The sequence below is a fragment of the Idiomarina tyrosinivorans genome (genome assembly GCF_003987475.1).
In the GTDB taxonomy this organism is placed as follows: domain Bacteria; phylum Pseudomonadota; class Gammaproteobacteria; order Enterobacterales; family Alteromonadaceae; genus Idiomarina; species Idiomarina tyrosinivorans.
Window position 1 is genome coordinate 230,361 of record NZ_PIQH01000001.1, and the last position, 24,335, is coordinate 254,695.

The following is a 24,335-nucleotide window of genomic DNA, read 5'->3' on the forward strand; positions in this document are numbered from 1 at the left end:
GCTTATGCGCTGTTACGACCTATTCTGAAAAGTCGCGCCAAAGCTGGAATGAGAATCAACGCGCCCAGCATATTCCACAAGAACATGAAGGTGAGCAATATTCCCATATCAGCCTGGAATTTAATCGGCGAGAAAATCCAGGTAGCAACGCCAATAGCCAAGGTTAAACCGGTAAATCCAACGGCTTTACCGGTATTGGCCAACGCATATTGGTAAGTTTCATAAAGCGGTAAGCCACGCTCGAGCGCCTCTTTCACGCGGCTGTAAATATAGATACCGTAGTCGACACCGATACCGACACCGAGTGCAATTACCGGTAATGTCGCAACTTTGATACCTATACCCATTACTGCCATTAGCCCTTGTGACATTACCGTGGTAAACGCCAACGGTAGGATGATACAAGCAACAGTACGGAAACGCCGGAAGGTGATGAAACACAACACAATCACTACGCCATACACCCATAGCAACATCTTGGTTTGCGCCGATTCAATAACCGAGTTGGTTGCCGCCTCAATACCGGCATTACCCGCCGCCATTAGGAACTCAACACCTTGAGGCTGGTATTGTTGCTTAAACTCTTCCACTGCAGCAACAACCGTCTTCAGGGTTTCGGCTTTATGGTCGTCTAGATATATAATGATCGGTGCCATCGAACACTCAGGGTTTATCAAGCCATCTGGCGCTTTGCCCACCGACGCGTTGATCACATACTGATTGCGATTTAGGCTAAACCACTTTAGGTTGCCCTCGTTTAACCCAAACATGCCCATTTTAGACACATAAACGATGGATTTAACGTCTTGAACACCCTTCGTGTTTTCCATGACCCAACTGAACCGATCCATCATTTCCAGATTTTGGTACGCTATACATTTTTGCGGTTCGGTTTTTGCCATCACCACAAAAATGTCGGTACTGGAACTGTAGTTGTCTACTAAGAAGGCATTATCTTTGTTGTAGCGCGAATCTTGACGTAATTCTGGCGCCCCTGAATCTAAATCACCAATGGCCAATTGTTGGCTGTAATACAGCCCCCACGACAGCAACACTAGCGATACGGCTATTGCGCTATATGCCCATTTGGGTTTGGCGAAGCGTGAGAAAAAAGTCAGCAATGGGTGCGATTGTTGCTCTGATTTTTGTAGATATTTCACGCCGTGCTCTGACACCCCAACGTAAGACATTAATACCGGAAGCAGACCAAGGTTGGTTAACACGACAACCGCAACACCAATACTCGCCGCAATCGCCAGTTCTTTTATAACCTCAATGTCTATGACCATCAGCGTAGTAAAGCCAATCGCATCCGAGGCTAACGCCGTTAAGCCGGCAATATACAAGCCTCTAAATGCCAACCGGCTGGCTTGCAATTTATCATTGCCATGAATTCGATTGGCACCGACGGCATTGATAATTTGCACACCATGCGACACCCCAATGGCGAATACCAAGAACGGCACCAACATTGAGTACGGGTTAATTCCGCTGCCAATCAATTTAATGATGCCCAATTGCCAAATCACGGCGATGATGGAACAACTCAGCACCGTCAGGGTGCTGCGCCAACAACGGCTATACCAATAGAGCATCACCAAGGTTATGACAATAGCTAGCAAAAAGAACAAGCCCACTTGCTTGGCACCTTCAATCAGATCCCCGATTAATTTGGCGAACCCGGTAATGTGAATGGCGATATCTTTGCTGGCATATTTGTCGCGAATGGTGCTTTCTAACTTGTCAGAAAAAGCGCTGTAATCCAGTTGTTCTCCGGTGTCTGGATTAATTTCGTCTAACGGAATATAGATCACTGCCGACTTGAAGTTGTTGGCAACCAAGTTACCGACTTCGCCCGAACGCAATACGTTGGTGCGCAATTCTTCTAACGCATGTTCACTGCCATCGTAGTCGTCAGGAATTACCGGACCGCCAACGAAGCCTTCCTCGGTGACTTCCATCCAGCGAACATTCGGTGTCCAAAGGCTTCTGAGACCGCTGCGATTAACACCCGGAATATAGAACACCTCGTCGGTAATTTTCTGCAACGTCTGTTGATAAGACTTTTCGAAAATCGTACCGTTTTTATTCTCAACCACCACCCGAACGACGTTACCTAAGGTGGCAAGATCAGAACGGTAATCAAAATAGTTTTGAATAAATGGATGCTTGGCCGGAATCATTTTGCTTAAGCTCGCATCGGGACGAACTTGTGCAGCCTGATAACCTAGAAACACGGTCAGAATGGCGAAAATAATAAACCACGTTTTGCGGAAGCTAAACAGTAGCTTCTCAATGGCACCTGGCTTCTTTTGTGTTGTTAAATCTTCCATCCTGGCTCCCTACTTCTGTGCCGCTTGTTGTGATTCTGACCACGACAAAACACCTTGCCGACCGACTAGCCACCAACCACCATTGGGGTTGGGGTGAATGTTAGTGAGCACAGCACCTGATGGATGGGTGTATACCTTAACGTCGTCGGCGCGCCATTTAACGATGGTTCCCGAGTGACCGACAAGATAGGTTGTGCCATCGGCTGTACTGTAACCGCCAGATAAATTGACCGAGGTATTGGTTGTCACTGCGCTAAAGCTATCCCCCCAGTCGCTTGAGCGAAACGCATGACCGCGTAAACCATAAATCCAAAGGTTATCTTGCGCATCGACATGGCAACCAAAAAACGACCCATTATAGGGTGAGGTTAAGGTTTGCCACGTTGCCCCCGCATCGTTACTGCGGAACACTAGTCCAGCCTCGCCGGCAATAAACAACTTATTGCCAGAACCACACAGCGCGTTTAAGTGAAAACCGTTTGGGTTATCAATAGCATCCGACGCTAAGCGCCACTGCTTACCGCCGTCATCACTTTTTAACAAAGTGCCGTAGGCTCCGCTAGCAAGCAAAGTATTAGCATCCACCGCGTATACACTTAGCAGAGGCTTAGAAGGTCCCTCTTGCTGAGCAATCTCAACGTTCTGCAATTGGAACTGCGCATCGTCAAGTGCGTAACTCAAATCGCTATCATCGGGGTTCGCGGCAAGTTGCTGCTGTAATTGCTTGACTTTATTTTGATAAAACTGCGCTTCTAGGCTGATCAGATCAAACCCGGTGAACTGTCGTTGCCAGCTCTGGCCGCCATCACTGGTATGGATAATGACACCATGGTGGCCTACCGCCCAACCTTGTTTGGGGTTGGCAAAATCAACCGAGGTTAACAACACACTGGTTGCGACTTGCGCTTTCTGCCACTGATCTTGCTCATTGCTACGAAATAGAACATCGCCATGAGCACCCACCGTAACAGTGCGCGAACCAGCGTCTGCAAAATCAATAAGAACGGCCTGATCGGCAATATTCGATGGCAAAGAATCGGCATAGATAACGTCAAACCCTTGCTCTGCTTGTTGTTCGTTGTTCGATTGAGCTGCCGTCACAGCGCCGCTAAACAGCACGACAACTAACCCCCAATGCGCGGAACGCAAACGCATGGAACCTCCTGCGTAAATGAAAATACCGTCTGATTGTATAAGGTGACCAGAATTTGAAAACCTTTTTTCGGTAATTTCCCGTAAATTTCCGATCAGTTTGCCGATTTTTCAAACATTCTCAAGAAACATCGAAATTGTTTTACGCAACGGTTGCAAAAAAACTGCAGTCGATACATGCTTAGCCTATTGCCTTACAGGTCAGTCCTCTGGCAAAGTTGAACAACAAGTAGAATTAACAAGGATAACTACAATGAATAAACTGATCCTTAAAGCCAGTTTTTTCGCGCTTTCAGTGGTTTCAGCCAGTGTTATTGCTAAGGTCAGTCCAGAAGAAGCCGCCCGCTTAGGACAAGACTTAACCTTCATTGGTGCAGAGAAGGCTGGCAACGCCGACGGCTCGATACCAGCATGGACTGGTGGTTACAGTGATCATAGCGTCGAAGAAGTTCGCGGCACGAATCCATTTGCAAGCGATAAAATTCTGTTTACCATTACTGCGCAAAACGTTGCTCAGTACAAAGACCAGCTTAGCCCGGGACAAGTCGCGATGTTCAAAAAATATCCCGACTATAAAATGAACGTGTATCCAACGCACCGTTCTGCCACTTACCCAGACAAACTAATGCCGGTAATTCAGAAAAACGCAAAAAACACCGAGTTAGTTGCAGGTGGTAATGGTTTAGAAAACTTTGATACCACCATACCGTTCCCAATTCCGCAAAATGGTTTGGAAATTATATGGAACCACATTACCCGTTATCGCGGCGGTAAAGTGACGCGTCACGTGAACCAGTTTCCTGTGCTAGCGAATGGCGATTACGTTCCTGTGGAATTGCGCGAAACCTTGGTATTCCCGGAATATTTGCGGAGTGGCCGCCAAGCTGCAGACGACAATGTATTGTTCTACTTCATGCAAGAAGTTTTAGCCCCCGCTCGATTAACCGGGACAGTATTGTTGGTTCACGAAACCATCAACCAAGTTAAAGAAGCGCGTCGTGCGTGGATTTATAATGCCGGTCAACGTCGTGTGCGTCGCGCGCCGAACGTTGCCTATGACGGTCCAGGTACCGCATCTGATGGTCTTCGTACATCGGATAACCTTGACATGTTCAACGGTGCGCCAGACAAGTACAACTGGAAGTTGGTGGGTAAAAAAGAGATGTATATCCCATACAACAACTACAAAATGATGGATCCGAAACTCAGCTATGATCAAATCATTAATGCTGGGCACATGAATCCAGAATATGTTCGTTACGAAAAACACCGTGTTTGGGTGGTTGAAGGAACCCTGAAAGACGGCGAACGCCATATTTACTCTAAACGTACCCTGTACGTAGACGAAGATACTTGGACAGCGTCTGTAATCGACCATTACGACGGTCGTGGTGATTTGTGGCGTGTAGCAGAAGCCTACAACGTACAATTCTACAACCAAGACGTTCCGTGGATGGCTGCTGAGGCACTTTATGACCTTAACTCTGGCCGCTACTTAGTGCTCGGTCTTGCTAATGAAGAAAGTGAATACATAGACTGGGATATTGAACCAGAGCGTGATGACTTCACCACCAACGCCCTTCGTCGCATGGGTATCCGCTAAGCCATTAGCAATCCATTGACAGAAAAAAGGCCAACAAGTGTTGGCCTTTTTTATTGTCGTTCTTTTACCGCGGGATTAATCGTCGCGTTCTAAACGCGCTAACAGACTTGAAGTATCCCAACGGCTTCCGCCCATTTTCTGCACTTCCGCGTAAAATTGGTCAACCAGCGCGGTTAACGGCAAGCTAACGCCTTTGGCATCGGCTTCAGTAAGCGCAATTTTTAAATCCTTGCGCATCCAGTCTACGGCAAAACCGTGTTCATACTCACCCTGCCACATGGTTTGGTAACGGTTAACCATTTGCCACGAACCGGCAGCCCCTTGGCTGATGGCAGCAATCAGCGAGTCAGGGTTTAACCCAACTTTGCGAGCGAATGACAAACCTTCCGCGAGTCCTTGTACAACGCCAGCAATACAGATCTGATTCACCATTTTAGCTAACTGCCCGGTTCCAGCTTCGCCCATCCATTGGCGGGTTTTAGCGTAGCACTGGAGCAGCTCATCGGCTTGTTCCGCGATGCTCTGTTCGCCACCGATCATTGTGGTTAATACGCCATTTTCGGCGCCCGCTTGGCCACCTGAGACGGGTGCGTCAAGGAAATGTCCTTGCTGTTTTGCCACTGCCTCAGCCAGCTCACGCGCTAACTCGGCCGACGCGGTGGTATGGTCGATCACTACTGTACCAGGCTGTAATCCGGCTAGAATGCCATCTTCACCGTAAAACACTGAACGCACATCGTCATCGTTACCCACACAGACCATCACGTAATCTGCATTCTCAGCGGCTTGTCGCGGTGTTTCAGTGAACGCTCCTGAGTAGGTTTGCTGCCAGGTTTTGGCCTTTTCTTGGGTGCGGTTGTAGACCGTCACCTGATGGCCATTATTCTGTAAGTGTCCAGCCATGGGGTAGCCCATGACACCAAGACCGATAAAGCCACATTTCATTGTTCTGTCCTGTCGTTATTTTGCGAATGAATGGGAACACGAAAACGTGCGGGTTGTGGTAAAATACGTAAATGCTTTGGCGATAGATGATAGGTTTCACCATCCATTTCTACCATGGTGGCATCACTTAGCAACGGCTGTTCTTGCTCCTGCACCTGTTCTGTCAGCCATTGGCGCGGGTAACGCCGACGTAGCACGGCACAAATTAAACGGCACTGCTGCCAGCGCGAGATCTTTTCTACTGCAACCTGTGTTACCGATTGACGCTGGCGATCAGTATCTTCAGCGAGGTAAAAGCCACCGCCAAAGCGCGGTCCAATATGCCAGGTCACGGCAAGCATGGCCTTGCCATTAAATTGCACACTGCGCTGATTGAATAACCACACCAGCAGGCCAATGGCGTAACTGAGGTGCGCAATGCCGAGCTTTTGTAGCAACCGTTTAACAACGCGCGGAATGTTATTATTCACCTGTGGGCTTAAGCCGATACCCGCCGAATTGATAAACCGAATACCGTCGATTTCAGCGATAGCAGAAAGCACCACCGTAGATTGCGGCAGCCACCGCCAATCATTATCGGCTAACCCTAAACCCGCTGCCGTATCATTGCCTGAACCACAAGCAACCAACGTGATCACCGGGCGATTATTACCAAGCGCGTTAATGACGGCGTGTAAGGTACCGTCGCCACCGTACACCCAAACCGCCTCGCAATCGTTGAGCAACGAGCGTAACGCCGCTTTATCCTCTAAGCCATTGGCTGAGGTAAAAAACGCCCTAACGTCGCCGTTGGCTTGCAGCTTTTGCTGGTCGGCGTGAGCCAATCGTTTAGCCTGCAATGCAGGGCCTGCAACCTGAAGGGTGGTCACTCTGCCGTTTTCCTAATCAGCCAATGTTGATAGCGACCCAACGGCTGAAACGGTTGGGTTTGGTTATAGCGCATCTCAATCGCCAGTAACTCATGGTAGCGCTGTTGGTCAGCCGGGTCGCGCAAGTAATCATGAAAGCAGCGCACCCCGGTTTTGCTGATAACCTCAAGCTTCTGCTGGTCCAGCCAAGACGTCATATCGGCTAACGCAATGGGATGCTTAGGACTCATCCGCACGGTCTTTTTTACCTTTAAGCCGCGTTCAATGTAATCAAAGTTACCGTATATTGCGTTGGCGAGCAGCTTGGCATCCCGGTTGTAAAACATCAGCGATAACTGCCCACCCGGCTTTACCCAAGATAACGCGTCCAGCAGGCCCTGTCGTGGGTCATCTAACCACTCTAGCACCGCATGACAGAGCACAAGATCAAACTGTTGCTGACCTAAATGCTGTGGTAACTGCTGCAGCGGACAGGCTAAATATCTGACGTTGTCAGTCAGTCCTTGTTGTTGATGATAAGCTTTGGCATCCGCCACCATTTCCGCGGCTATATCGCTATGCACTAAGCGATGCCCCGCGGCTAAAAACCAACTGTTCACCTGCCCCAAGCCGGCGCCAATATCTAATACGTCCAGCGTCGGAGCTTGAACGAGTGGCTGCAAATCCCGCGCTAATACCGCCATCCGCAATTTACCCTTACTCGAAGCGTAAATTGATTTTGCGAATTTCTCGCTGATGCCGTTAAAATTCCCTTTATTAGCCATCTTGCACTACGCTGGGTTATCGATATCGATAAAGCTAACATCAAGCTGATGTTGCTCAGCAAGGTACCCGCCCAGAGCTTTTACGCCGTAGCGCTCGGTCGCGTGGTGGCCTGCCGCGAAAAAGCCCAACCCATGCTCGCGCGCACTGTGTATGGTCTGCTCTGAGACCTCGCCGGTAATAAAGGCATCAACGCCGTAATCGGCAGCAGCATCAATGAAGCCTTGCCCACCACCGGTACACCAAGCCAACGTTTTGATCTTACCCGGAGCCGCTTGCATTGCCGTTAGCGACCTCCCTAATCGTTGTTGCAACGACTGTTGTAGGGTTTCGCTATCGACTGCTTGCGCTAATTCGCCTGTCATAACACAAGCCAGTGGCCCTTCTGTTGCCAAACTACCGGTTACCTGCCACTGCATCAGTTTTGCGAGTTGCGCGTTGTTACCCAATTGCGGATGGATATCCAACGGTAAATGATAGGCATAAAGGTTAATATCATGGGCCAACAACGCCGCGATACGGCGCTTTTTCATACCAACGATAGCGTCCGCTTCGCCTTTCCAGAAGTACCCATGATGAACCAACAGAGCATCTGCGTTTTGCTCAATCGCTTTGTCAATTAACGCCTGTGAAGCGGTAACGCCGGTCACAATACGTTGCACCTCAGCCCGCCCCTCTACTTGCAGGCCGTTTGGGCAGTAATCTTTAACCTTGGTTGGCTGCAGTAGCGCATTCAGAGTCTTAGTGAGTTGTTGACGTTGCATAACGCCCCCTTTTTACTTCGAATGCGTCGATTTTACCCGAAATTAGACAATAATCCGAAAAAACGGTATAAAAAGTACGTAGGATAAAGTTTGACCATTAAATTGATTACGATGACATAAATAGGACGACTTGAATGAGCAAACTGGATAAAGAGAAAGTACTTGCTGAATACACTGAAGCTTATAAAAAGGCTCACGGCAAGGCGCCTAAAATTGAGAGTAGTAACGGCTGGTATAGCGTCGACGGCGGTAAAAACGTACGTTTAACTGCACTAGCTGAGGAAGCAAAATCTTTGTCTTCAGGCGGTAACGCTAAAGCTGAGAAGCCAGCGGCCAAGAAAACCACAACGAAAAAAGAAACGGCTGCAAGCAAAAAGGCACCCGCTAAGAAAACTGCTGCGAAAAAATCAACAGCGAAAAAGCCTGCCGCTAAAACAGCCACAGTGAAAAAGTCATCAGGTGGTCTTACTGCGAAAGAACTTTGGAAACAAAAACTTGAAAGTGACGCATCGGCTTGCCGCTTGCCTCGCGGAAAGTTCTAATCGAGCAAGGTTAAAACAAAAAAGCGACCTTCGGGTCGCTTTTTTATTGGTGTTTTATCGCTTATAACACTTCTGGCGTTCTGCCGGTTACCCGGTCAATCGGTACCTTGATTTTACGGAATCGATAGACCAAAAACTCTTCGCGTTTAAACGATACTTCGTCTTTACCGAAGTCGCCTTGCGACACAACGTATTCTTCGTTGTCGATAATTTTACTAACAATTCCCAACTTACCCTGATGCTGGCCACGTTTAATAAAAACCGTCTGCCCTTGAATTCGTGGGTTGTTGTAACTGAATGTTGGACCGGTCATAAATGCGATGCGTGGTTCCGAAAAGTGTTGATACTTAGGTTATCGCCCAAGCCGCATTATTCTTTAGCTAAGGACGCTTACAGGCGCCCAATATACAGCGTAATTTCACCGACGGGCAAGCCATATTTATACATTTGCGACCGATTGATTAGATTATTTTCATCAACCAGATACATCCAGTCGTCCAAGGTGATCGTCATGGGTTCGCCGTCCACCTCAACCTGCAACTGATACTCCCAATTCAATGCGTTGCCTTTGGTGGTGCCAACCGCTACCCCGTTTACGTCACCTGCCCGCCCCTCATAAGTATCTGGGCCGGTTTTAGTCAGTTTCCAGACCCGTTCTTGAGTACGACCATCGGCGTAAACGAAGTGTTCTTCCAACGTTCCTTTATTGCCTTCCCAACTACCTTCAAGCTGCGCAGTGAAACGCTGAATAACTTTGCCTGAGTAATCTTGGACAATGCCATGCGCTACCAATTTACCGGAAAAGAACTGCTCAAGTTGTAGCTTCGGTTGCTCCCCTTGGTAGTCATCAATACTCGCTGAACAGGCGCTGAGTAGCATCAGCGCCGACAGTGCGGCAAACAACGGTTTGATCAATGCAAATCGCATATTACTCTCCTATTAGCTCTTTCCGTTCATCTGGATAATCGGTTTGCGGCGACAGCCAAATGGCTAAAAATTGCTCGGTAAAGGTTTCGCTATCAATGGTGCCTAAAAGCGTTGTTCCCTGATAAAACTGGCTAGCGCCGGTTTCGGTTTGTAGTAGCAATAAACAGTCATTTTCTTTGATGTCAGGCCAAATATCTCTGAGGGTCTGTAACCATTGTGACTGCCGCTGGTCAGAAAAACCCATTCGTTGCCATTCTTCGGCGGTTTTATCGACCAAATCGGCAGCGTCAATATCTCGCAGGTAGTCTAATTGGAGTGCCACCTGTTGTTGCCCCAATGGCCAATTAAAATCTCCGGACTTGCTGTACAGTGTGGCGTCATAGACATCCCAAAACAGCACACTTAGGCGCGTTTTACCGACGCTTTTGAAGTCGCTGGGCACTTCACTTTTACATTGGCTCAACGCCCATGCAGGGCTCGCCAGTAGAGCCAGCGCAAGCAGCGCTATTCTTGCCTTCATGTCGTCCTCCCCATGCGTTGCATTAGGTGACTGAATAACCACAGGTATATACCCCAAGCGATGGCATAACCACACACCATGGCTAGCACGGACGGCGTCGTCGCCGCGCCGAGTTTTAGCCCGGCGTAATAAGTGCTCGCGCCAGCCAATGCCCCCAAACAACACGCTAACTTCGGCATGCCAACCAACCAAGTTAATGCCACTGGCGCCATCACCGCGAAGCCTAGCCACAAACACAGCAACCAAGCAGGGAACCACCAAATGCCGTTAAAGCTGACTAAACCAAGCACTTGCATCAACGATTCCATCAGCAAGCCGAGGAACAGACAGCTCAGCACCGCAGCGAATGGCGGGCGCCAAAAGTAACTGCCGATAACAACAAACAACAGCGTTAATGTCGCTGTTAATGCAATGCCTTGGTCGCCACCAACCACGGCTAAATACCAAATAAGGTTAAAGCCGATAAAGCTGCTGACTTTATCGATTACACGCTGAGACATCGTGGTTTGGTTGCCATTAGCTGTACCACCGAAATGGTGCGTTCACGGAAGCCCCCCTCGCAATAGTGGAAATAGTAATTCCACAACCGCGCAAAACGTTCGTCGTAACCCAATGGCCGCAATTCCTCAAGCCGCTGATTAAAGCGTTTAGACCAATCGCTGAGCGTACGCGCGTAATCCAACCCGTGATCGTGGATTTGCCGCACCACTAAATCGGTGTGGGTGCGCAACAATTCACTCATCATCGTAATTGAGGGCAAAAAGCCGCCAGGGAAAATATGCTTTTGGATAAAATCCACAGAGTTGGCATAGCTTGCCATCCGTTGATCAGCAATAGTGATAGCCTGCAGCGCCATGCGTCCGTTGTCTTTCAACAACTCACTGCATTTAGCGAAAAAGGTTGGTAGAAAAGATTTACCAACGGCCTCAATCATTTCTACCGACACCAATTTATCGTATTGCCCGGTCAAATCACGATAGTCTTGTTTCAATAACGTGATTTGCTGTTGCAATCCGTGTTTTTCCACCTGCTCTTGGGCATAGCGATATTGCTCTTCCGAAATTGTGGTGGTGGTGACCTTACAGCCATAATGTTGAGCCGCATAAATCGCTAACCCACCCCAGCCGGTACCGATTTCCAATAAATGGTCATCGGCGGTTAATCGCAAGTCTTCGCACAGGCGGCGGATTTTGTATTCTTGCGCCTCATCCAAGCTGCTGTCAGCGGCAGGGTACACTGCACTGGAATATTGCATGCGTTGGTCTAAAAACCGCGTGTAGAGTTCATTACCCAAGTCGTAATGCGCGGCGATGTTGGCTTTTGCTTGTTGCTTGTTGTTGCGATTTTTCCAGTGGGCGAACTTTTGGAATGGCAAGGTTAACCACGCAAAGCGTTGTTCTAATTTATCCAACGCAGGTAAGTTGCGAGCGAATAAGCGGATAACCGAGGTTAAGTCGGGCGTCTCCCAAGCATGCTCAACATAAAGTTCACCCGCGGCAATACTACCGCCCATCACTAAACGGCGGTAGAAGTCCGAGCGGCGGACATTCACTTCGGCGTGGATATCACTGCCTTTGCGACCGAACTCGGCAATCAACTGATCATTTTCGCGTAAAACCAAATGACCGTCTTGCAAGTGTGCTAATAGTTTTAGCGCTAACTCACGAAACGTCTTATTTAGGCCCTTATAGCGCAACTGCTGGGTCATCACATTTTCACCATTCGACATCTACATTAATCCTTCTCAGTGTTCTTATTATTCGTTTTCGGGTGCCCATACACGGGCACGCCTTTTATAAAGAGTTTCAATGCCTGCCAGTAAATACCCCCGAGCACTTGCAAGGTCATTAGCGGAAAGCGCTTAGCGAATTTCCGAATCGCTTTAGACGTTAGCGCCTCTCGCTCAAGTTGTATACCCGCATAGAAGGCTTTTTCACTGGTTTTCACATCAATATGAATAGATACGTTGGAAGTAGGAGATTGGATGCGCCAATGGTAGGTCATTGCCATCGGGTTAAAGGGAGAAACATGCAGTTTTTTTTCATCAACGGGACGTTTTTCAGCAAGATCCACCACATAGTACTGCTTCTCTAGCCATGGAGTGTTGGTCACTTCGGCAAGCATGTAGCGGTAACGCGGAATATCCTCGGTGTTGGCGCTGCCTGCTTCAGCAATAAAGAAACAATTAATCGGGCTAAAATAGAGCCCCATGGTTCGCACAGCACCGAGAAAGAACACCTCCCCCGCCAAGTATTCTCCGGTCTGCTGGTAAACCTTGTCACGTACTGCCTGAGCGAGATCGCCGTTATGCCCTGGCAAATAGTCAGCACTGTTAAACCGAAAAGGTGCCCATTTATTTACCGAAAATGCGCGTGAAATGCTGTCAAGTTGCGGCAATTCCGATAAAGCGATCCCCCACAGTGTTGTGGGGTAGCTAAATTTATGGGGCTTTGGAATGAACCGTTGGTGTACCACCCGCCCCGAATACAAACTACTCAGCATGGTGGACAGCTTCATAACACGCCGGCAACGCATCAAAGCGCTCGAGAACGTCCATAGCGCTACGCACACCATCTTCATGGAATCCGCTATACCAGTACGCCCCGCAGAAATGGGTATGGTTTTTACCGCAAATCTGCTGCCGTTGTTCACGCGCCCGGAATGAATCGATGCTATAGCTCGGATGGTCATACTGAAAGCGTTGGCGAATTTTAGCCGGATCAATGGCTTGTGTATTGTTTAGTGTTACACAAAAAGTTTCCGACGCTTCAATGCCCTGCAGGATATTCATATTGTACGTTACAGAGCTAGGCTGTTGTTGCGCATCTTCAGCTTCGCGCAAGCGGTAGTTCCAACTCGCCCAAGCGGCTTTACGCTTTGGCAGTAGCGCCGTATCGGTATGCAACACAACGTCGTTGGGTTGGTAGCCAATACGACCAAGGATATCTTTTTCGTCGGCGCTTGCATCAGCCAGTAACCGCAATGCTTGGTCGCTGTGACAAGCCAAAATGACCTCATCAAAGTATTGTTCTTCGCCTTGCTCAGTCACTAACATAACTTGCTCTTGCTGACGCTCAATTCGCGCGATACCGCACTGCAGGTGAATATTATCCTGCCATTGTTGGGTTAACGCGGGAATGTATGCGCGAGAACCACCAATCAAGGTATGCCACTGCGGTCGGTCAGCAATATTGAGCAAACCGTGATGGTTAAAGAAGCGCAGGAAAAAGCCTAACGGAAATTGCTCTGCCTCTGCCAGCGTCGATGACCAGATAGCGGAAATCATTGGTAGTAAATAAAGCTCTGAGACCCGTTTGTTAATCCGCTTCTCGCGTAAAAACTCCCCTAAGGTCTGGTGGTCGACATCCTCACCCTGCTCCAGCGCTTGCTTTGCTAAGCGGTTGAAACGCACAATACCGAACAGCAGTTGATAAAAACTGGGGCGCAATAAATTGCGCTTCTGCGCAAACAGTGTGGCTAGTGTGTGACCGTTGTACTCTAACCCGGTTTTCGGATCTTGCACCGAAAAACTCATTTCGGTATCGCGCCACTGGACATCTATCTCATTCAACAACTTTTTAAAGCGCGGGTAGGTTCTGTCGTTAAATACAATAAACCCTGTATCTATGTAATAGTGGCTAGCACCAATTTTTTCATCGACCGTGTGGGTGTGGCCACCGAGATAATCATTCTTCTCAAACAGATGTACATCAAACTTCTTTGCTAAAAAATGGCCCGCAACCAGACCAGAAATACCACTACCTACAATTGCAATTTTCATGGAAATCCCAAATTACGAGGCCATACGACGCGAAATTGCGACTTGCCAGCTCTGCGGCATTAACGATAAACATTTTAACAAGGTGGCAAATACCCAAGGGAAAGCAATATCGCGCTTACCTTTGGCAATACCCTTACGAATAGCACTAGAGGCAAACTCTACCGACACCTCCATTGGCATTTCAAAGTCATTTGCCGCCGTCATTGGAGTTTTCACAAAGCCGGGCGATACCGACGAAACCTTAATGCCGCGCTGCCCCAAATCCACTTCCAGCGAGCGTGTAATATAATGGATGGCGGCTTTAGAACTGCCGTACACCTCAGCTTTGGTAAACGGCAGTAGTCGCGCTGTGCTCCCGACTAAGACCAAGTGACTGCCACGTTTCAAATTAGGTAGTAGTGCTTGCACACAATACATCGTGCCAAAAATATTGACCTGATAAACCCGTTCAAACATCGCGGCATCAAAATTTTCAACGTCTAGATATTCACAAACGCCAGCACTCAAAATGACCAAGTCGATGCCCGTTAAGGTACGCAACTTAGCCAATGTTTGCGCTTTGTCGGCGATATCAAACGCCAAGCTGCCAATGCGATCAGGGTACTTCTGCGTTAATTGCTGCAAGGTCTCTTGGTTGCGACCGCAGGCAATCACTCTATGGCCTTGTTCGGCATAATCCAGCGCGAGTTGCTGACCAATGCCCGAAGTTGCTCCGGTAATTACGATGTTCATTAGTCACCAATCAAGCGTTGTTTAATTTTGTCGATGACATAACCAACGAGTGGCACGTGCTCATAGAGCATTGCACCCATGTCGTAGTAGTCTTCTTGTTCTAACACCTTGCCGTCTTTAAGACGGACTTTTGAAACGCCAGGCAGCACAATTTCTTTGCCGTCGGCGAGCTTAGGATGGCTAAAACGCATCTGCCAAGACAAGAACGCGCGGTCATCATTGACCACTTGGTCATCAAAGGCAAAATGACAATATTTGACATTTTCCATGGTGTTTTTTAGATAGCCACGCAAATCTTCCAACCCTACCACTTGGTGAATAGGGTCAGAAAAAGAGACATTATCGTGGTAAATCTCATCTAACTCGTCCAAACGTTCTACGGTAAATTCGTCGTATAACGACTGCAATTTATCTAACACGTCTTCCTTAGCCATTTTTCACCTGCTTGAAAGTCTCTAAAAATCGTTTGCGAGCGTCTTGGTGGTCAACCATCGGTTGTGGGTAACCGTTTAATTCGTTCCCAGTGAGTTGCTCATGCGGCCAGTGAATATACTTAGCTGGCACTGCCTTCAGCTCTTTAACCCATTTACGAATGTAGTCACCCTCGGGATCAAACTTTTTACTCTGCGTAATTGGGTTAAATACCCGAAAATACGGCACTGCGTCAGTCCCTACAGAGGCACTCCACTGCCAACCGCCATTGTTTGCCGGAAAGCTGCCATCAATAAGATGCGTCATAAAGTGCTTCTCACCCCAGCGCCAATCCAATAGCAGGTCTTTCACCAGAAAGTTTGCCACTATCATGCGCAACCGGTTATGCATGTATCCTTCATGCAGTAACTGCCGCATGCCGGCATCAACAATCGGGTAGCCCGTGCGCCCTTCACACCAGCGACGGAAGTCTTCCTCGTTATCACGCCAGCGAATGTCATCGCCCATTTCAATAAAGCTATTGCCGCGACTGAGTTTGTCCTCATGAAACATTAAATGTTGATAAAACTCACGCCAGGCAATTTCGGTGAGCCAGGTGTCTGGGCCCGGCGGTAAGCCGTGAGGAAATTCCGGCGAAAATTGTTGCAAGCCTCTGGCCGCGGTTTTCGGCGACAGCATTCCTAGTTCCCAGTACGGCGATAACCGAGACGTAGCATCTTCATAGGGAATATCTCTAAGCTTTTTATATGTGCTCACACTGTGGCCGATATACTGCCCTAATTTACCGAGCACTTGTTGCTCACCAACCACCCATGCACTGCTGTCCTTACGCGTTAACGGACAGTCTGGAAGTGCAGGAGCGCTGACGGCCTCACGGCCACTGTATTGTTTCTGTTGCCAGTCGACTGCCTGGCTTACATAGTCGCGCCAAGCCCGATTAAACGGAGTGAACTTCTGGTAGTAATGGTGGCTTTGTGTTTTGACACATTCAGGCGGCACGATAACCACCCCGTCATACAGTTCTAACGACACCTCATCGTAACTCAAACGCGCTTTTACATTCTTGTCACGGCGCCGCTCATGCAGCGGATATTCGCGATTGGCAAACACCTGTTTCGCACCGTGACGGCGACAGAAGTCCGCTAATGCTTGCGGAACGTCGGTAAAACTGTCGATGACTTGCACCTGCAGCGGCACCCCCTTGGCGGCAAGTTCTTGCGAAAACGCTGCTAAATGCCGCCACAACAAGTCAACTTTTATCGGTGCCCAGTCATGCTCTTTAAAGGTCTGCGTGGTAAAAAAGTACACGGCTTTAACGTCGTCTGTTGTCGCCATTGCCGCTTCAAAAGCCGGTTGATCAACCGTTCGTAAATCGTTTTTAAACCATACAATTCGGGTCATCTTTTACAGTCCATAGCGAAGTTTTAATTGCTCTGGGTAAGGCACCAAATACCACTGTTGCTCAAGGTAGTCACTGGGGAATTCGCGTAAGTAGTGGCGTAACAAGGTGAGTGGTGCCATCAACGGCATAACACCATCGTGGTAATCATCGATCACCTGACGCAACTCTGCTTTCTGTTGTTTACTCAGTTGCTGTTTAAAGTAGCCCTGAATATGTTGCAGAACATTGGTATGGTTGGCGCGGGTTGCGGGCTTACTCAGTGCTGCCATCACATCTTCGATATACGCAACGCAAAACGCCTCATCAATCGCTTTTGCCTCGCCCAGACGCTGGCCTAATTCGCGATAGGCGGGTTGATTATGCGCTAACAACATCAGTTTTAACTGTGAATGAAACTGGATCAACTGCGCTTTAGTGAGTGGCTTAGGCAAGTTTTGCCAGCGCGCGTAAACAAACACACGCAACACAAAGTTCTCGCGCAATAGCGGATCGTTAAGGCGCCCATCTTCTTCCATGGGCAGTGCTGGAAACCGTTGTTTTAGTCTCGCAACAACAATGCCTTCTGCGGCTTTCTGCGCATGGCCTGTTTCCGGGTCGTAAAGTTTAACCCGCTCCATACCGCAACTCGGCGATTTTGCGCACCAAACATAACCGCTGAAGGTCCCAACCTTATCGGCGATTTTGTCGGCATAAGCAGCCAGCTTATCGGTCACATCTTCCCCGGTTTTCGGAATAATGGCTCTGATTGTTTGGTGTTGTTCTAAACGAATGGTCGGTCGGGGTACGGGCAGACCAATGCCCACCTCTGGACAGAATTTTACAAACTCTACGTACTTGGTTAATTCATCATCGCAAAATGCCGAGCGTTTGTGGCCGCCGTCGAAACGCACGGTATCCCCTAGTAAACAAGCGCTGATCCCAACTTGTATTTTCATTCGTTATTATGACCTCACTGCGTTATTTAGCCCTGATACGCCGCGATTCGTAAATTAGATTGCAGCAATCGGTTTTTTTAGATCCAATTTGCTTTGCTGTCTCGTAATGACACTAGCAATACCCTAGTTTTACGTTGGAGATTATGTCATTTAGCCAAGAAATCCCTTTGTTTCCGCTGACTGCGCAAGTTTTGCCAGGCGGCAAAATGAAGCTTCGAATATTTGAGGCTCGCTACACGCGCATGGTTAAAGAAGCGTTGCGCAATGCCAGCCCTTTCGCTATTTGCATGATCAATCAAAGCGTCGACAAAGACCATGATAACTATATTTTGCCTCTTGCGACATTAGTACAAGTTATTGATTTTGAACCCTTAAACGACGGCTTCTTAGGAATTACGGTGGAAGGTACGGAGCGCTGTCGGGTGACTCCATTGAGAATAGAGAAAGACGGTCTGCGGATCGGCAACGTCGAGCCGTTGGGGCAATGGCAAGAGCTGCCGTGCAGCGATAAAGACCAAAGCTTACAGCAGCGTCTTAAAGAGATTTACCGCGTCTACCCTGAGCTTGGCGAGCTTTATCCCGAGCCGGAACTCAACAGTGCGACCTGGGTTTGCCAGCGTTGGCTTGAAATTTTGCCGCTGGAGCCCGAAGTTAAACAGCAGCTTCTTGATCACGATAGCTGCCAGTCAGCTCGTGAATATTTGCAACAACTGGTACAATGAAATCACATTCATCGACTAAGGGCTGTCTGGGCCTCCACAAGTGATCCAATTAGCTAACGTATCCGTAATCGTTTTTACAACAGGCTAATAAGCAATAATAGGGCTACACTATGGAAACCGTGTCAGGACACGCATCGCAACGGAAAGTTATGAAACGTGCTCAGCAAGACACTGCCGAAAGAGCGGCAGAGCTGCTCGCCACTGTGGCCGAAAAACGCAGTCGTGCAGCATTTAGTGAGTTGTTCAGCCATTTTGCGCCAAAGCTCCAAGCGTACGGCACGCGTCAGTTTGGCAACGAGCAAACAGCAATGGACTTGGTTCAAGAAACCATGACCAACGTTTGGCACAAAGCACACCTTTTTAAGCCGGATCGCGGCTCCCCATCTACGTGGATTTTTACTATCGCTCGAAACATTCGTTTCGACTTGTTGCGTAAAAATAAACGTCGTAAAGACGAAATCAGTGCAGATGAGTTGTGGCCGATTTTGTCAGAACAAAACGATAATTTGGATGATGACTACGCGTTAGATCATGATGTGCTAATGCAAGAAATCAAACACTATTATCATCAGCTTCCTGATGCGCAGCGCATCGTTGTAGAGAAGATATATGTGGAAGGGAAATCTCAGCAAGAAGTCTCGGACTCGCTGAATATTCCTCTAGGTACGGTTAAATCCCGTACCCGTTTAGCGCTAAAGAAATTGAAAGAGTTGATTGTAGAACATGATTAAAGCACATCCTTCTGAAGCACTGCTCTACCAATACTCGTCGGGCGAATTGAGTTGCGCGATGTCGTTAATGGTGGCAACCCACATTGATATGTGCCCGAGTTGCCAAAGAGTGAGTGCCGAAATTGAACAGCATTTGTGCGAGAAGCACTTTGATGAAATTGCCGCTAAGTGGGATCAAAAGCAATGTGATGACATGCTGGCAGCCATTTTTTCGTCAGAGTCTAGCCACCCGCTGATTCATAATGACCCGAACAATATGATTTGCTTGCAAGGTCGACGATTTAATTTGCCGCCAACGCTAGCGAACAATGCCTACCGCATTGGTGATTGGAATCATATGTTAGGAAAGTTATGGCGTGCCCCGGTCTCTATTGGTGGTGTTGAGAATACGAATCTCATTTACATGGAGCCCGGCGCCACAGTGCCAGAACATACGCACAAAGGTGTAGAGGCCACATTGGTCGTCAATGGCACCTTCAGTGATGAATACGATAGCTATGAAGATGGCGACTTTATTATGTTGGACGCGTCACGCAAGCATTCTCCGCGCACTGTACAGGAAGATTGTTTAACCTTGGCAACACTGGATGCGCCACTACATTTTACTTCGGGTATTAGCCGCCTTCTAAACCCATTTAGCAGCTTATTTTTTAAGTAAGCCAAGGGGTTGTACAAAACGCCATCAAAAAAGCCGACATTACGTCGGCTTTTTTATTGGCTAAATTGACTGACTTAATCGTCTTTTGGGGTTGAGCCCTCAACGCGGCTTTTGAATTTCTGACCCGGCCGAAAAGTTACCACTCGACGCGCCGAAATGGGAATGTCTTCACCCGTTTTCGGATTACGCCCTGGGCGCTGATTTTTCGTCCGCAATTCAAAATTACCAAAGCCGGAGAGTTTTACTTCTTCACCACTCTCTAGCGTCGCCCGAATTTCTTCAAAGAAGTCTTCGACAAGTTGTTTCGCGTCTGCTTTATTAATTCCAAACTTATCAAACAATTGCTCTGCTAACTCGGCTTTGGTTAGTGCCATATCATGAATCCCTTAACGTTGCGTCAAACTCGGCTTGCAAGGTATTAATTAACGTCGCCATGATGTTATTAATATCTTGCTCTTCCAGCGTTCGTTCGTTGTCTTGTAACGTTACCGACAACGCGAGGCTTTGGCGCCCTTCTGGCACTCCCTCACCACGATAAACGTCAAACAAGTTTAGGCTAACAAGTTGTTTTACGCCAACATTTTCGAGAGAGGCAAGAACTTCACCGGCTGCAATATTGGCATCTACAATGACCGCAAGGTCACGGCGTATGGCTGGGTACTTAGACACCGCTTGCGCCTGAGCAATATGGCGTTGGCTGACTAACGTTAAATCTAACTCAAATACGTAAGCACGGCCATTTAAGCCAAGCGCTTTCTCGAACTTAGGATGGATAGCACCTACGACACCGACTTTTTGACTACCGAGGTAAACGGCAGCCGTTTGCCCTGGATGCAGCGCATCGTGTTGGTCAGCAACAAAACGGAATTCAGCGGCGCGCCCGGTGCGCGCTAACAACGCTTCTACGTCGCCTTTAATGTCGTAGAAATCGACTTGGCGATCACCATCTGACCAGTGCTCTTGGTGCGCTTTACCATAACGAACGCCAGCAATAACCGGGGTTTGTTTCACCCCTGAAGCTTCACTGTCGTCAGGAACGAAACGTAAACCAGTTTCTACAAACGCCAGCATCGACTGTTGGCGTTTTTGGTTGTGTGCCACAGCACCCAATAGTCCTGGCCACAGACTAACTCGCATCGATGACATATCCACCGAGATCGGGTTTGGCAGTGTCAGTGCTGCGATATCGTTAAACAGTAACGCTTGATGCTTTGGATCGACGAAACTATAAGTAATGGCCTCTTGATAGCCGCGCATCACCATGGCGTCGACTAATTGATGACGCGATAGCTGTGCTTCGCGGTGCTCACTCATGCGCAATTGCGCCGCAGGAGCTGCCGCTTGAATAGTGTTATAACCGTAGACCCGCGCAACTTCTTCAATCACATCTTCTTCTATCGCAATGTCGAACCGGTAAGACGGCGCTTGAATCACCCAACGCGTTGCGTCCTGTTCAACAATCGTCAAACCAAGGCGAGTAAGAATATCCGTGACTTTTTTGGCATCAATACTGGTTCCAAGCACTTTCGCTAACCGCGCTGCGCGTAATTCGACTTTGCTACGTTGTGGTAATTCCGCTTCATTGACCGCTTCCACGATAGGTCCAACCTTACCACCACAGATATCAACCAATAGCGCAGTAGCACGCTCCATCGCTTGGCGCTGCAAAGCGGGGTCAACACCGCGCTCATAACGGTGCGAAGCATCGGTATGCAGACCAAAACGGCGTGCTTTACCCAAAATCGCTTCAGGGGCAAAAAAGGCACTTTCTAAGAAAATATTCTGTGTTGCAGCGGTGACACCTGATGCCTTACCACCGTACACACCGGCCATAGCCAGTGCCTTGTCTTCATCGGCAATAACCAACACATCGTCATCTAAGCTGACTTCTTGCTCGTCTAACAATGTGAGCTTTTCACCTTGTTTCGCATGGCGGACATGAATATCGCCACTCAGGGTATCAAGGTCAAAGGCGTGCAGTGGATGGCCCAGTTCCAGTAATACGTAGTTAGTCACATCTACCACTGGGTCAATACTGCGAATGCCGCTACGGCGCAGACGTTCTGTCATCCAGATTGGGCTTTTCGCGTCGAGGTTAATGCCTTCGATCACTCGGCCTAGATAACGCGGGCAGTCACTGGCGGCGTCCAAATGAATCGCTTTTTGGGTGTCTGAACTGACGCTTACTGGAGCAATTTCTGGCTCGTTAACAGGAAGCTGGTTCAACACCCCGACTTCGCGAGCGATGCCGCGAATGCTTAAGCAATCACCACGGTTTGGGGTTAAATCGATGTCGACAGTAACGTCGTTAAGCCCTAAGTATTCGCGATAATCGGTTCCTACCGGCGCGTTTTCTGGTAATTCGATAATCCCTTCGTGTTCATCAATCAGGCCTAACTCTTTAAACGAGCACAACATGCCATGAGAAGGCTGACCGCGAAGTTTGGCTTTTTTAATTTTGAAGTCGCCAGGCAGCACTGCACCGACAACTGCAACGGCGACTTTAAGCCCTTTGCGACAGTTTGGTGCGCCACAAACGATATCAAGTAACTCGCCGGTACCGGCTTCGACCTTCGTTACCTGCAATTTATCAGCGTCAGGATGCGGCCCGCATTCAACCACTTCACCCACCACAACACCGCTAAATTCGTCTGCAACCGGCAATAAATCGTCGACTTCAAGCCCAGCCATACTCAGCTGCTCGGCCAATGCGTCGCTGTCGATTGCAGGATTAACCCATTCCCGTAACCATTTTTCACTGAATTTCATACTGGACTGCCTACTAATTAAATTGCTTTAAGAAACGAAGATCGTTCTCGAAGAACGCACGTAAATCGTTGACGCCATAACGCAACATTGTCAGGCGCTCAACGCCCATGCCGAAGGCAAAACCGGTGTACTTTTCAGGATCAATGCCTACCGCTTTTAATACGTTGGGGTGCACCATGCCGCAGCCCAAAACTTCTAACCATTGACCGTTTTTGCCTTTTACGTCCACTTCTGCTGAAGGCTCGGTGAACGGGAAATAAGAAGGACGAAAACGTACTTCCATGGAAGCTTCAAAGAAGTGGTTCAAGAAGTCGTGCAGAATACCCTTTAGCTGGGTGAAACTGACATCGGTATCGACCATTAGCCCTTCGACCTGATGAAACATCGGGGTATGGGTTTGGTCGTAGTCGTTCCGATAAACACGCCCGGGAGAAATAATCCGCAACGGCGGCTTTTCCGTTTCCATGGTACGGATTTGTACCCCCGAGGTTTGCGTCCGCAACATCGTGCTGGGGGTAAAATAGAACGTATCGTGATCGGCTCTTGCCGGGTGGTTAGCTGGAATGTTCAAGGCATCGAAATTGTGGAAGTCGTCTTCCACTTCTGGGCCTTCCTTCACGCTAAAGCCTAAGTCGCCGAAAAAGGTCTCGATACGACGAATGGTTTGCGTAACAGGGTGCACGCCGCCGACCGCTGATGCCCGGCCAGGTAACGACACGTCAATGCGCTCGGCATCGATTTTGGCTTGCAGTTCGGCCTCTTTAAGCACCTCTTTGCGTGCATTAATGGCGGTTTGAACTTGCTGTTTGGCTTCGTTAATTTTTTGCCCAGCTTCTCGGCGTTCTGATGGGTCTAGTTTGCCTAGCCCTTTGAGCAGTTCGGTTAACCGCCCTTTTTTGCCCATATACTCGACCCGCACTTCGTCCAGTGCGGCGGCTGACGACACCTCAGCGATAGCTTGCTGCGCCTGTCCTACAATTTCCGCTAACTCCATGATACCCCTCAAAGCCGTTCACAATCGGGTAAAGATAAAGCCGCTATCATACCGAAAAGCCAACAAAAAAGGGAGCCATTTGGCTCCCCTTTTACCGCTTTTCCTCGTTTAAGAAGAAAAACTTATAAAGCGCCTTTCGCCTTCTCTACCAACGCAGCGAAGCCACTTTGGTCGTGAACAGCGATATCCGCTAGGATTTTGCGATCGATTTCTACTGACGCTTTTTTCAAACCGTTGATAAAACGGCTGTATGACAAACCATTTTGGCGAGCGGCCGCATTGATACGCACAATCCACAATTGACGGAATTGACGTTTCTTGTTGCGACGGTCGCGGTATGCATACTGACCCGCTTTAGTGACAGCTTGTACCGCAACGCGATATACGCGACTGCGAGCACCATAATAACCTTTCGCCTGCTTCAGGACTTTTTTGTGACGCGCGCGTGCGATCACTCCACGTTTTACTCGTGCCATCTGCTAATTCCTCCCTTATGCGTACGGTAACATACGAGCGACTAATTGAACGTCGGCCTCATGGACCATGTTCTTAGCGCGCAGCTGACGCTTACGCTTAGGGCTCTTCTTAGTCAGAATGTGACGCAAGTGCGATTGTTTACACTTAAAGCCACCCGAGGCAGTTTTCTTAAAGCGCTTTGACGCGCCCTTGTTTGATTTCATTTTTGGCATGAAATTAAACTCCGCATTGTTGATTAAAAGTGTGACAGGGTGAGACCGACTTACGCCGACCTACTTGTGTACC

27 protein-coding genes are annotated in these 24,335 nt (G+C 48.6%); 5 read left to right on the plus strand and 22 right to left on the minus strand.

Going from position 1 to position 24,335, the window contains the following annotated elements:
* Positions 1 to 2: 2 nt before the first annotated feature.
* Both CWI84_RS01100 and CWI84_RS01105 read right to left on the minus strand, forming a co-directional pair.
* Positions 3 to 2,333: an efflux RND transporter permease subunit gene (locus tag CWI84_RS01100; RefSeq protein WP_126840729.1), complete on the minus strand. Its 2,331-nt coding sequence runs from the start codon at positions 2,331 to 2,333 to the stop codon at positions 3 to 5.
* Between the two features lie 9 nt (positions 2,334 to 2,342).
* Positions 2,343 to 3,488 carry a YCF48-related protein gene (locus CWI84_RS01105; RefSeq protein WP_126840730.1) on the minus strand — a complete coding sequence of 382 codons (1,146 nt, stop codon included), beginning with the start codon at positions 3,486 to 3,488 and terminating at the stop codon, positions 2,343 to 2,345.
* A gap of 250 nt (positions 3,489 to 3,738) precedes the next feature.
* Here CWI84_RS01105 and CWI84_RS01110 point away from each other — a divergent pair, with 250 nt between their 5' ends.
* Positions 3,739 to 5,088, plus strand: coding sequence for a DUF1329 domain-containing protein (locus CWI84_RS01110; protein ID WP_126840731.1), 1,350 nt, complete (start codon positions 3,739 to 3,741; stop codon positions 5,086 to 5,088).
* Positions 5,089 to 5,163: 75 nt separating this feature from the next.
* Here the strand turns inward: CWI84_RS01110 and CWI84_RS01115 are convergent, their stop codons facing one another.
* Genes CWI84_RS01115 through CWI84_RS01130 form a run of 4 tightly spaced genes read right to left on the minus strand, consistent with a single transcriptional unit; the run spans position 5,164 to position 8,428 of the window.
* The gene (locus tag CWI84_RS01115) at positions 5,164 to 6,033 is read right to left on the minus strand and encodes an NAD(P)-dependent oxidoreductase (RefSeq protein ID WP_126840732.1); all 870 of its coding nucleotides are present in this window, start codon (positions 6,031 to 6,033) and stop codon (positions 5,164 to 5,166) included.
* Positions 6,030 to 6,902 (minus strand): diacylglycerol/lipid kinase family protein, encoded by an 873-nt coding sequence (locus CWI84_RS01120; RefSeq protein WP_126840733.1) that lies wholly within the window; start codon positions 6,900 to 6,902, stop codon positions 6,030 to 6,032. The genes CWI84_RS01115 and CWI84_RS01120 overlap by 4 nt, the downstream gene beginning before the upstream one ends.
* A complete protein-coding gene (locus CWI84_RS01125) occupies positions 6,899 to 7,666 on the minus strand; it encodes a methyltransferase domain-containing protein (RefSeq protein WP_126840734.1) in 768 nt (255 codons plus the stop codon). The genes CWI84_RS01120 and CWI84_RS01125 overlap by 4 nt, the downstream gene beginning before the upstream one ends.
* Before the next feature lie 6 nt (positions 7,667 to 7,672).
* Positions 7,673 to 8,428 (minus strand): Nif3-like dinuclear metal center hexameric protein, encoded by a 756-nt coding sequence (locus CWI84_RS01130; RefSeq protein ID WP_126840735.1) that lies wholly within the window; start codon positions 8,426 to 8,428, stop codon positions 7,673 to 7,675.
* Positions 8,429 to 8,562: 134 nt separating this feature from the next.
* Here CWI84_RS01130 and CWI84_RS01135 point away from each other — a divergent pair, with 134 nt between their 5' ends.
* Entirely contained in the window at positions 8,563 to 8,970 is a 408-nt protein-coding gene (locus CWI84_RS01135; RefSeq protein WP_126840736.1) for a hypothetical protein, read from the plus strand.
* Between the two features lie 61 nt (positions 8,971 to 9,031).
* On the opposite strand, the gene CWI84_RS01140 is transcribed toward CWI84_RS01135, so the two are convergent.
* The 11 genes from CWI84_RS01140 to CWI84_RS01190 all read right to left on the minus strand — a co-directional run bounded on the left by CWI84_RS01140 (position 9,032) and on the right by CWI84_RS01190 (position 17,699).
* Positions 9,032 to 9,283 (minus strand): DUF3912 family protein, encoded by a 252-nt coding sequence (locus tag CWI84_RS01140; RefSeq protein ID WP_126840737.1) that lies wholly within the window; start codon positions 9,281 to 9,283, stop codon positions 9,032 to 9,034.
* A 77-nt stretch (positions 9,284 to 9,360) separates the two neighbouring features.
* Entirely contained in the window at positions 9,361 to 9,897 is a 537-nt protein-coding gene (locus CWI84_RS01145) for a DUF3833 domain-containing protein (protein ID WP_126840738.1), read from the minus strand.
* A 1-nt stretch (position 9,898) separates the two neighbouring features.
* Positions 9,899 to 10,417 (minus strand): chalcone isomerase family protein, encoded by a 519-nt coding sequence (locus CWI84_RS01150; RefSeq protein ID WP_126840739.1) that lies wholly within the window; start codon positions 10,415 to 10,417, stop codon positions 9,899 to 9,901.
* Entirely contained in the window at positions 10,414 to 10,917 is a 504-nt protein-coding gene (locus CWI84_RS01155; RefSeq protein ID WP_126840740.1) for a DUF2878 domain-containing protein, read from the minus strand. The genes CWI84_RS01150 and CWI84_RS01155 overlap by 4 nt, the downstream gene beginning before the upstream one ends.
* A complete protein-coding gene (locus tag CWI84_RS01160; RefSeq protein ID WP_126840741.1) occupies positions 10,902 to 12,146 on the minus strand; it encodes an SAM-dependent methyltransferase in 1,245 nt (414 codons plus the stop codon). Before CWI84_RS01160 ends, CWI84_RS01155 begins: the two co-directional genes overlap by 16 nt.
* Positions 12,147 to 12,151: 5 nt before the next feature.
* The gene (locus CWI84_RS01165) at positions 12,152 to 12,934 is read right to left on the minus strand and encodes a DUF1365 domain-containing protein (RefSeq protein WP_157980977.1); all 783 of its coding nucleotides are present in this window, start codon (positions 12,932 to 12,934) and stop codon (positions 12,152 to 12,154) included.
* Positions 12,909 to 14,198: an NAD(P)/FAD-dependent oxidoreductase gene (locus CWI84_RS01170; RefSeq protein ID WP_126840743.1), complete on the minus strand. Its 1,290-nt coding sequence runs from the start codon at positions 14,196 to 14,198 to the stop codon at positions 12,909 to 12,911. Before CWI84_RS01170 ends, CWI84_RS01165 begins: the two co-directional genes overlap by 26 nt.
* 12 nt (positions 14,199 to 14,210) lie before the next feature.
* Positions 14,211 to 14,930 carry an SDR family NAD(P)-dependent oxidoreductase gene (locus CWI84_RS01175; protein ID WP_126840744.1) on the minus strand — a complete coding sequence of 240 codons (720 nt, stop codon included), beginning with the start codon at positions 14,928 to 14,930 and terminating at the stop codon, positions 14,211 to 14,213.
* Positions 14,930 to 15,364: a nuclear transport factor 2 family protein gene (locus CWI84_RS01180; protein WP_126840745.1), complete on the minus strand. Its 435-nt coding sequence runs from the start codon at positions 15,362 to 15,364 to the stop codon at positions 14,930 to 14,932. The genes CWI84_RS01175 and CWI84_RS01180 overlap by 1 nt, the downstream gene beginning before the upstream one ends.
* Entirely contained in the window at positions 15,357 to 16,763 is a 1,407-nt protein-coding gene (locus CWI84_RS01185) for a cryptochrome/photolyase family protein (protein WP_126840746.1), read from the minus strand. Before CWI84_RS01185 ends, CWI84_RS01180 begins: the two co-directional genes overlap by 8 nt.
* A 3-nt stretch (positions 16,764 to 16,766) precedes the next feature.
* The gene (locus tag CWI84_RS01190) at positions 16,767 to 17,699 is read right to left on the minus strand and encodes a YbgA family protein (protein ID WP_126840747.1); all 933 of its coding nucleotides are present in this window, start codon (positions 17,697 to 17,699) and stop codon (positions 16,767 to 16,769) included.
* A 143-nt stretch (positions 17,700 to 17,842) separates the two neighbouring features.
* On the opposite strand from CWI84_RS01190, the gene CWI84_RS01195 reads away from it, so the two are divergent.
* The 3 genes from CWI84_RS01195 to CWI84_RS01205 all read left to right on the plus strand — a co-directional run bounded on the left by CWI84_RS01195 (position 17,843) and on the right by CWI84_RS01205 (position 19,810).
* Positions 17,843 to 18,421 carry an LON peptidase substrate-binding domain-containing protein gene (locus tag CWI84_RS01195; protein ID WP_126840748.1) on the plus strand — a complete coding sequence of 193 codons (579 nt, stop codon included), beginning with the start codon at positions 17,843 to 17,845 and terminating at the stop codon, positions 18,419 to 18,421.
* Positions 18,422 to 18,570: 149 nt separating this feature from the next.
* Entirely contained in the window at positions 18,571 to 19,152 is a 582-nt protein-coding gene (locus tag CWI84_RS01200) for a sigma-70 family RNA polymerase sigma factor (RefSeq protein WP_241968695.1), read from the plus strand.
* The gene (locus CWI84_RS01205; protein WP_126840750.1) at positions 19,145 to 19,810 is read left to right on the plus strand and encodes a ChrR family anti-sigma-E factor; all 666 of its coding nucleotides are present in this window, start codon (positions 19,145 to 19,147) and stop codon (positions 19,808 to 19,810) included. Before CWI84_RS01200 ends, CWI84_RS01205 begins: the two co-directional genes overlap by 8 nt.
* Before the next feature lie 74 nt (positions 19,811 to 19,884).
* On the opposite strand, the gene CWI84_RS01210 is transcribed toward CWI84_RS01205, so the two are convergent.
* The 5 genes from CWI84_RS01210 to rpmI form a co-directional block, all read right to left on the minus strand.
* Complete coding sequence (locus CWI84_RS01210; protein WP_126840751.1) at positions 19,885 to 20,184, minus strand: integration host factor subunit alpha; 300 nt, start codon at positions 20,182 to 20,184, stop codon at positions 19,885 to 19,887.
* 1 nt (position 20,185) lies between these two features.
* Entirely contained in the window at positions 20,186 to 22,579 is a 2,394-nt protein-coding gene (gene pheT, locus CWI84_RS01215) for a phenylalanine--tRNA ligase subunit beta (RefSeq protein ID WP_126840752.1), read from the minus strand.
* Positions 22,580 to 22,592: 13 nt separating this feature from the next.
* Positions 22,593 to 23,573, minus strand: a complete 981-nt coding sequence (gene pheS, locus CWI84_RS01220; RefSeq protein WP_126840753.1) for a phenylalanine--tRNA ligase subunit alpha — start codon at positions 23,571 to 23,573, stop codon at positions 22,593 to 22,595.
* A gap of 122 nt (positions 23,574 to 23,695) precedes the next feature.
* Positions 23,696 to 24,049: a 50S ribosomal protein L20 gene (gene rplT, locus CWI84_RS01225; RefSeq protein ID WP_006955397.1), complete on the minus strand. Its 354-nt coding sequence runs from the start codon at positions 24,047 to 24,049 to the stop codon at positions 23,696 to 23,698.
* A 15-nt stretch (positions 24,050 to 24,064) separates the two neighbouring features.
* Entirely contained in the window at positions 24,065 to 24,262 is a 198-nt protein-coding gene (gene rpmI, locus CWI84_RS01230; protein WP_054487561.1) for a 50S ribosomal protein L35, read from the minus strand.
* Positions 24,263 to 24,335: the final 73 nt, after the last annotated feature.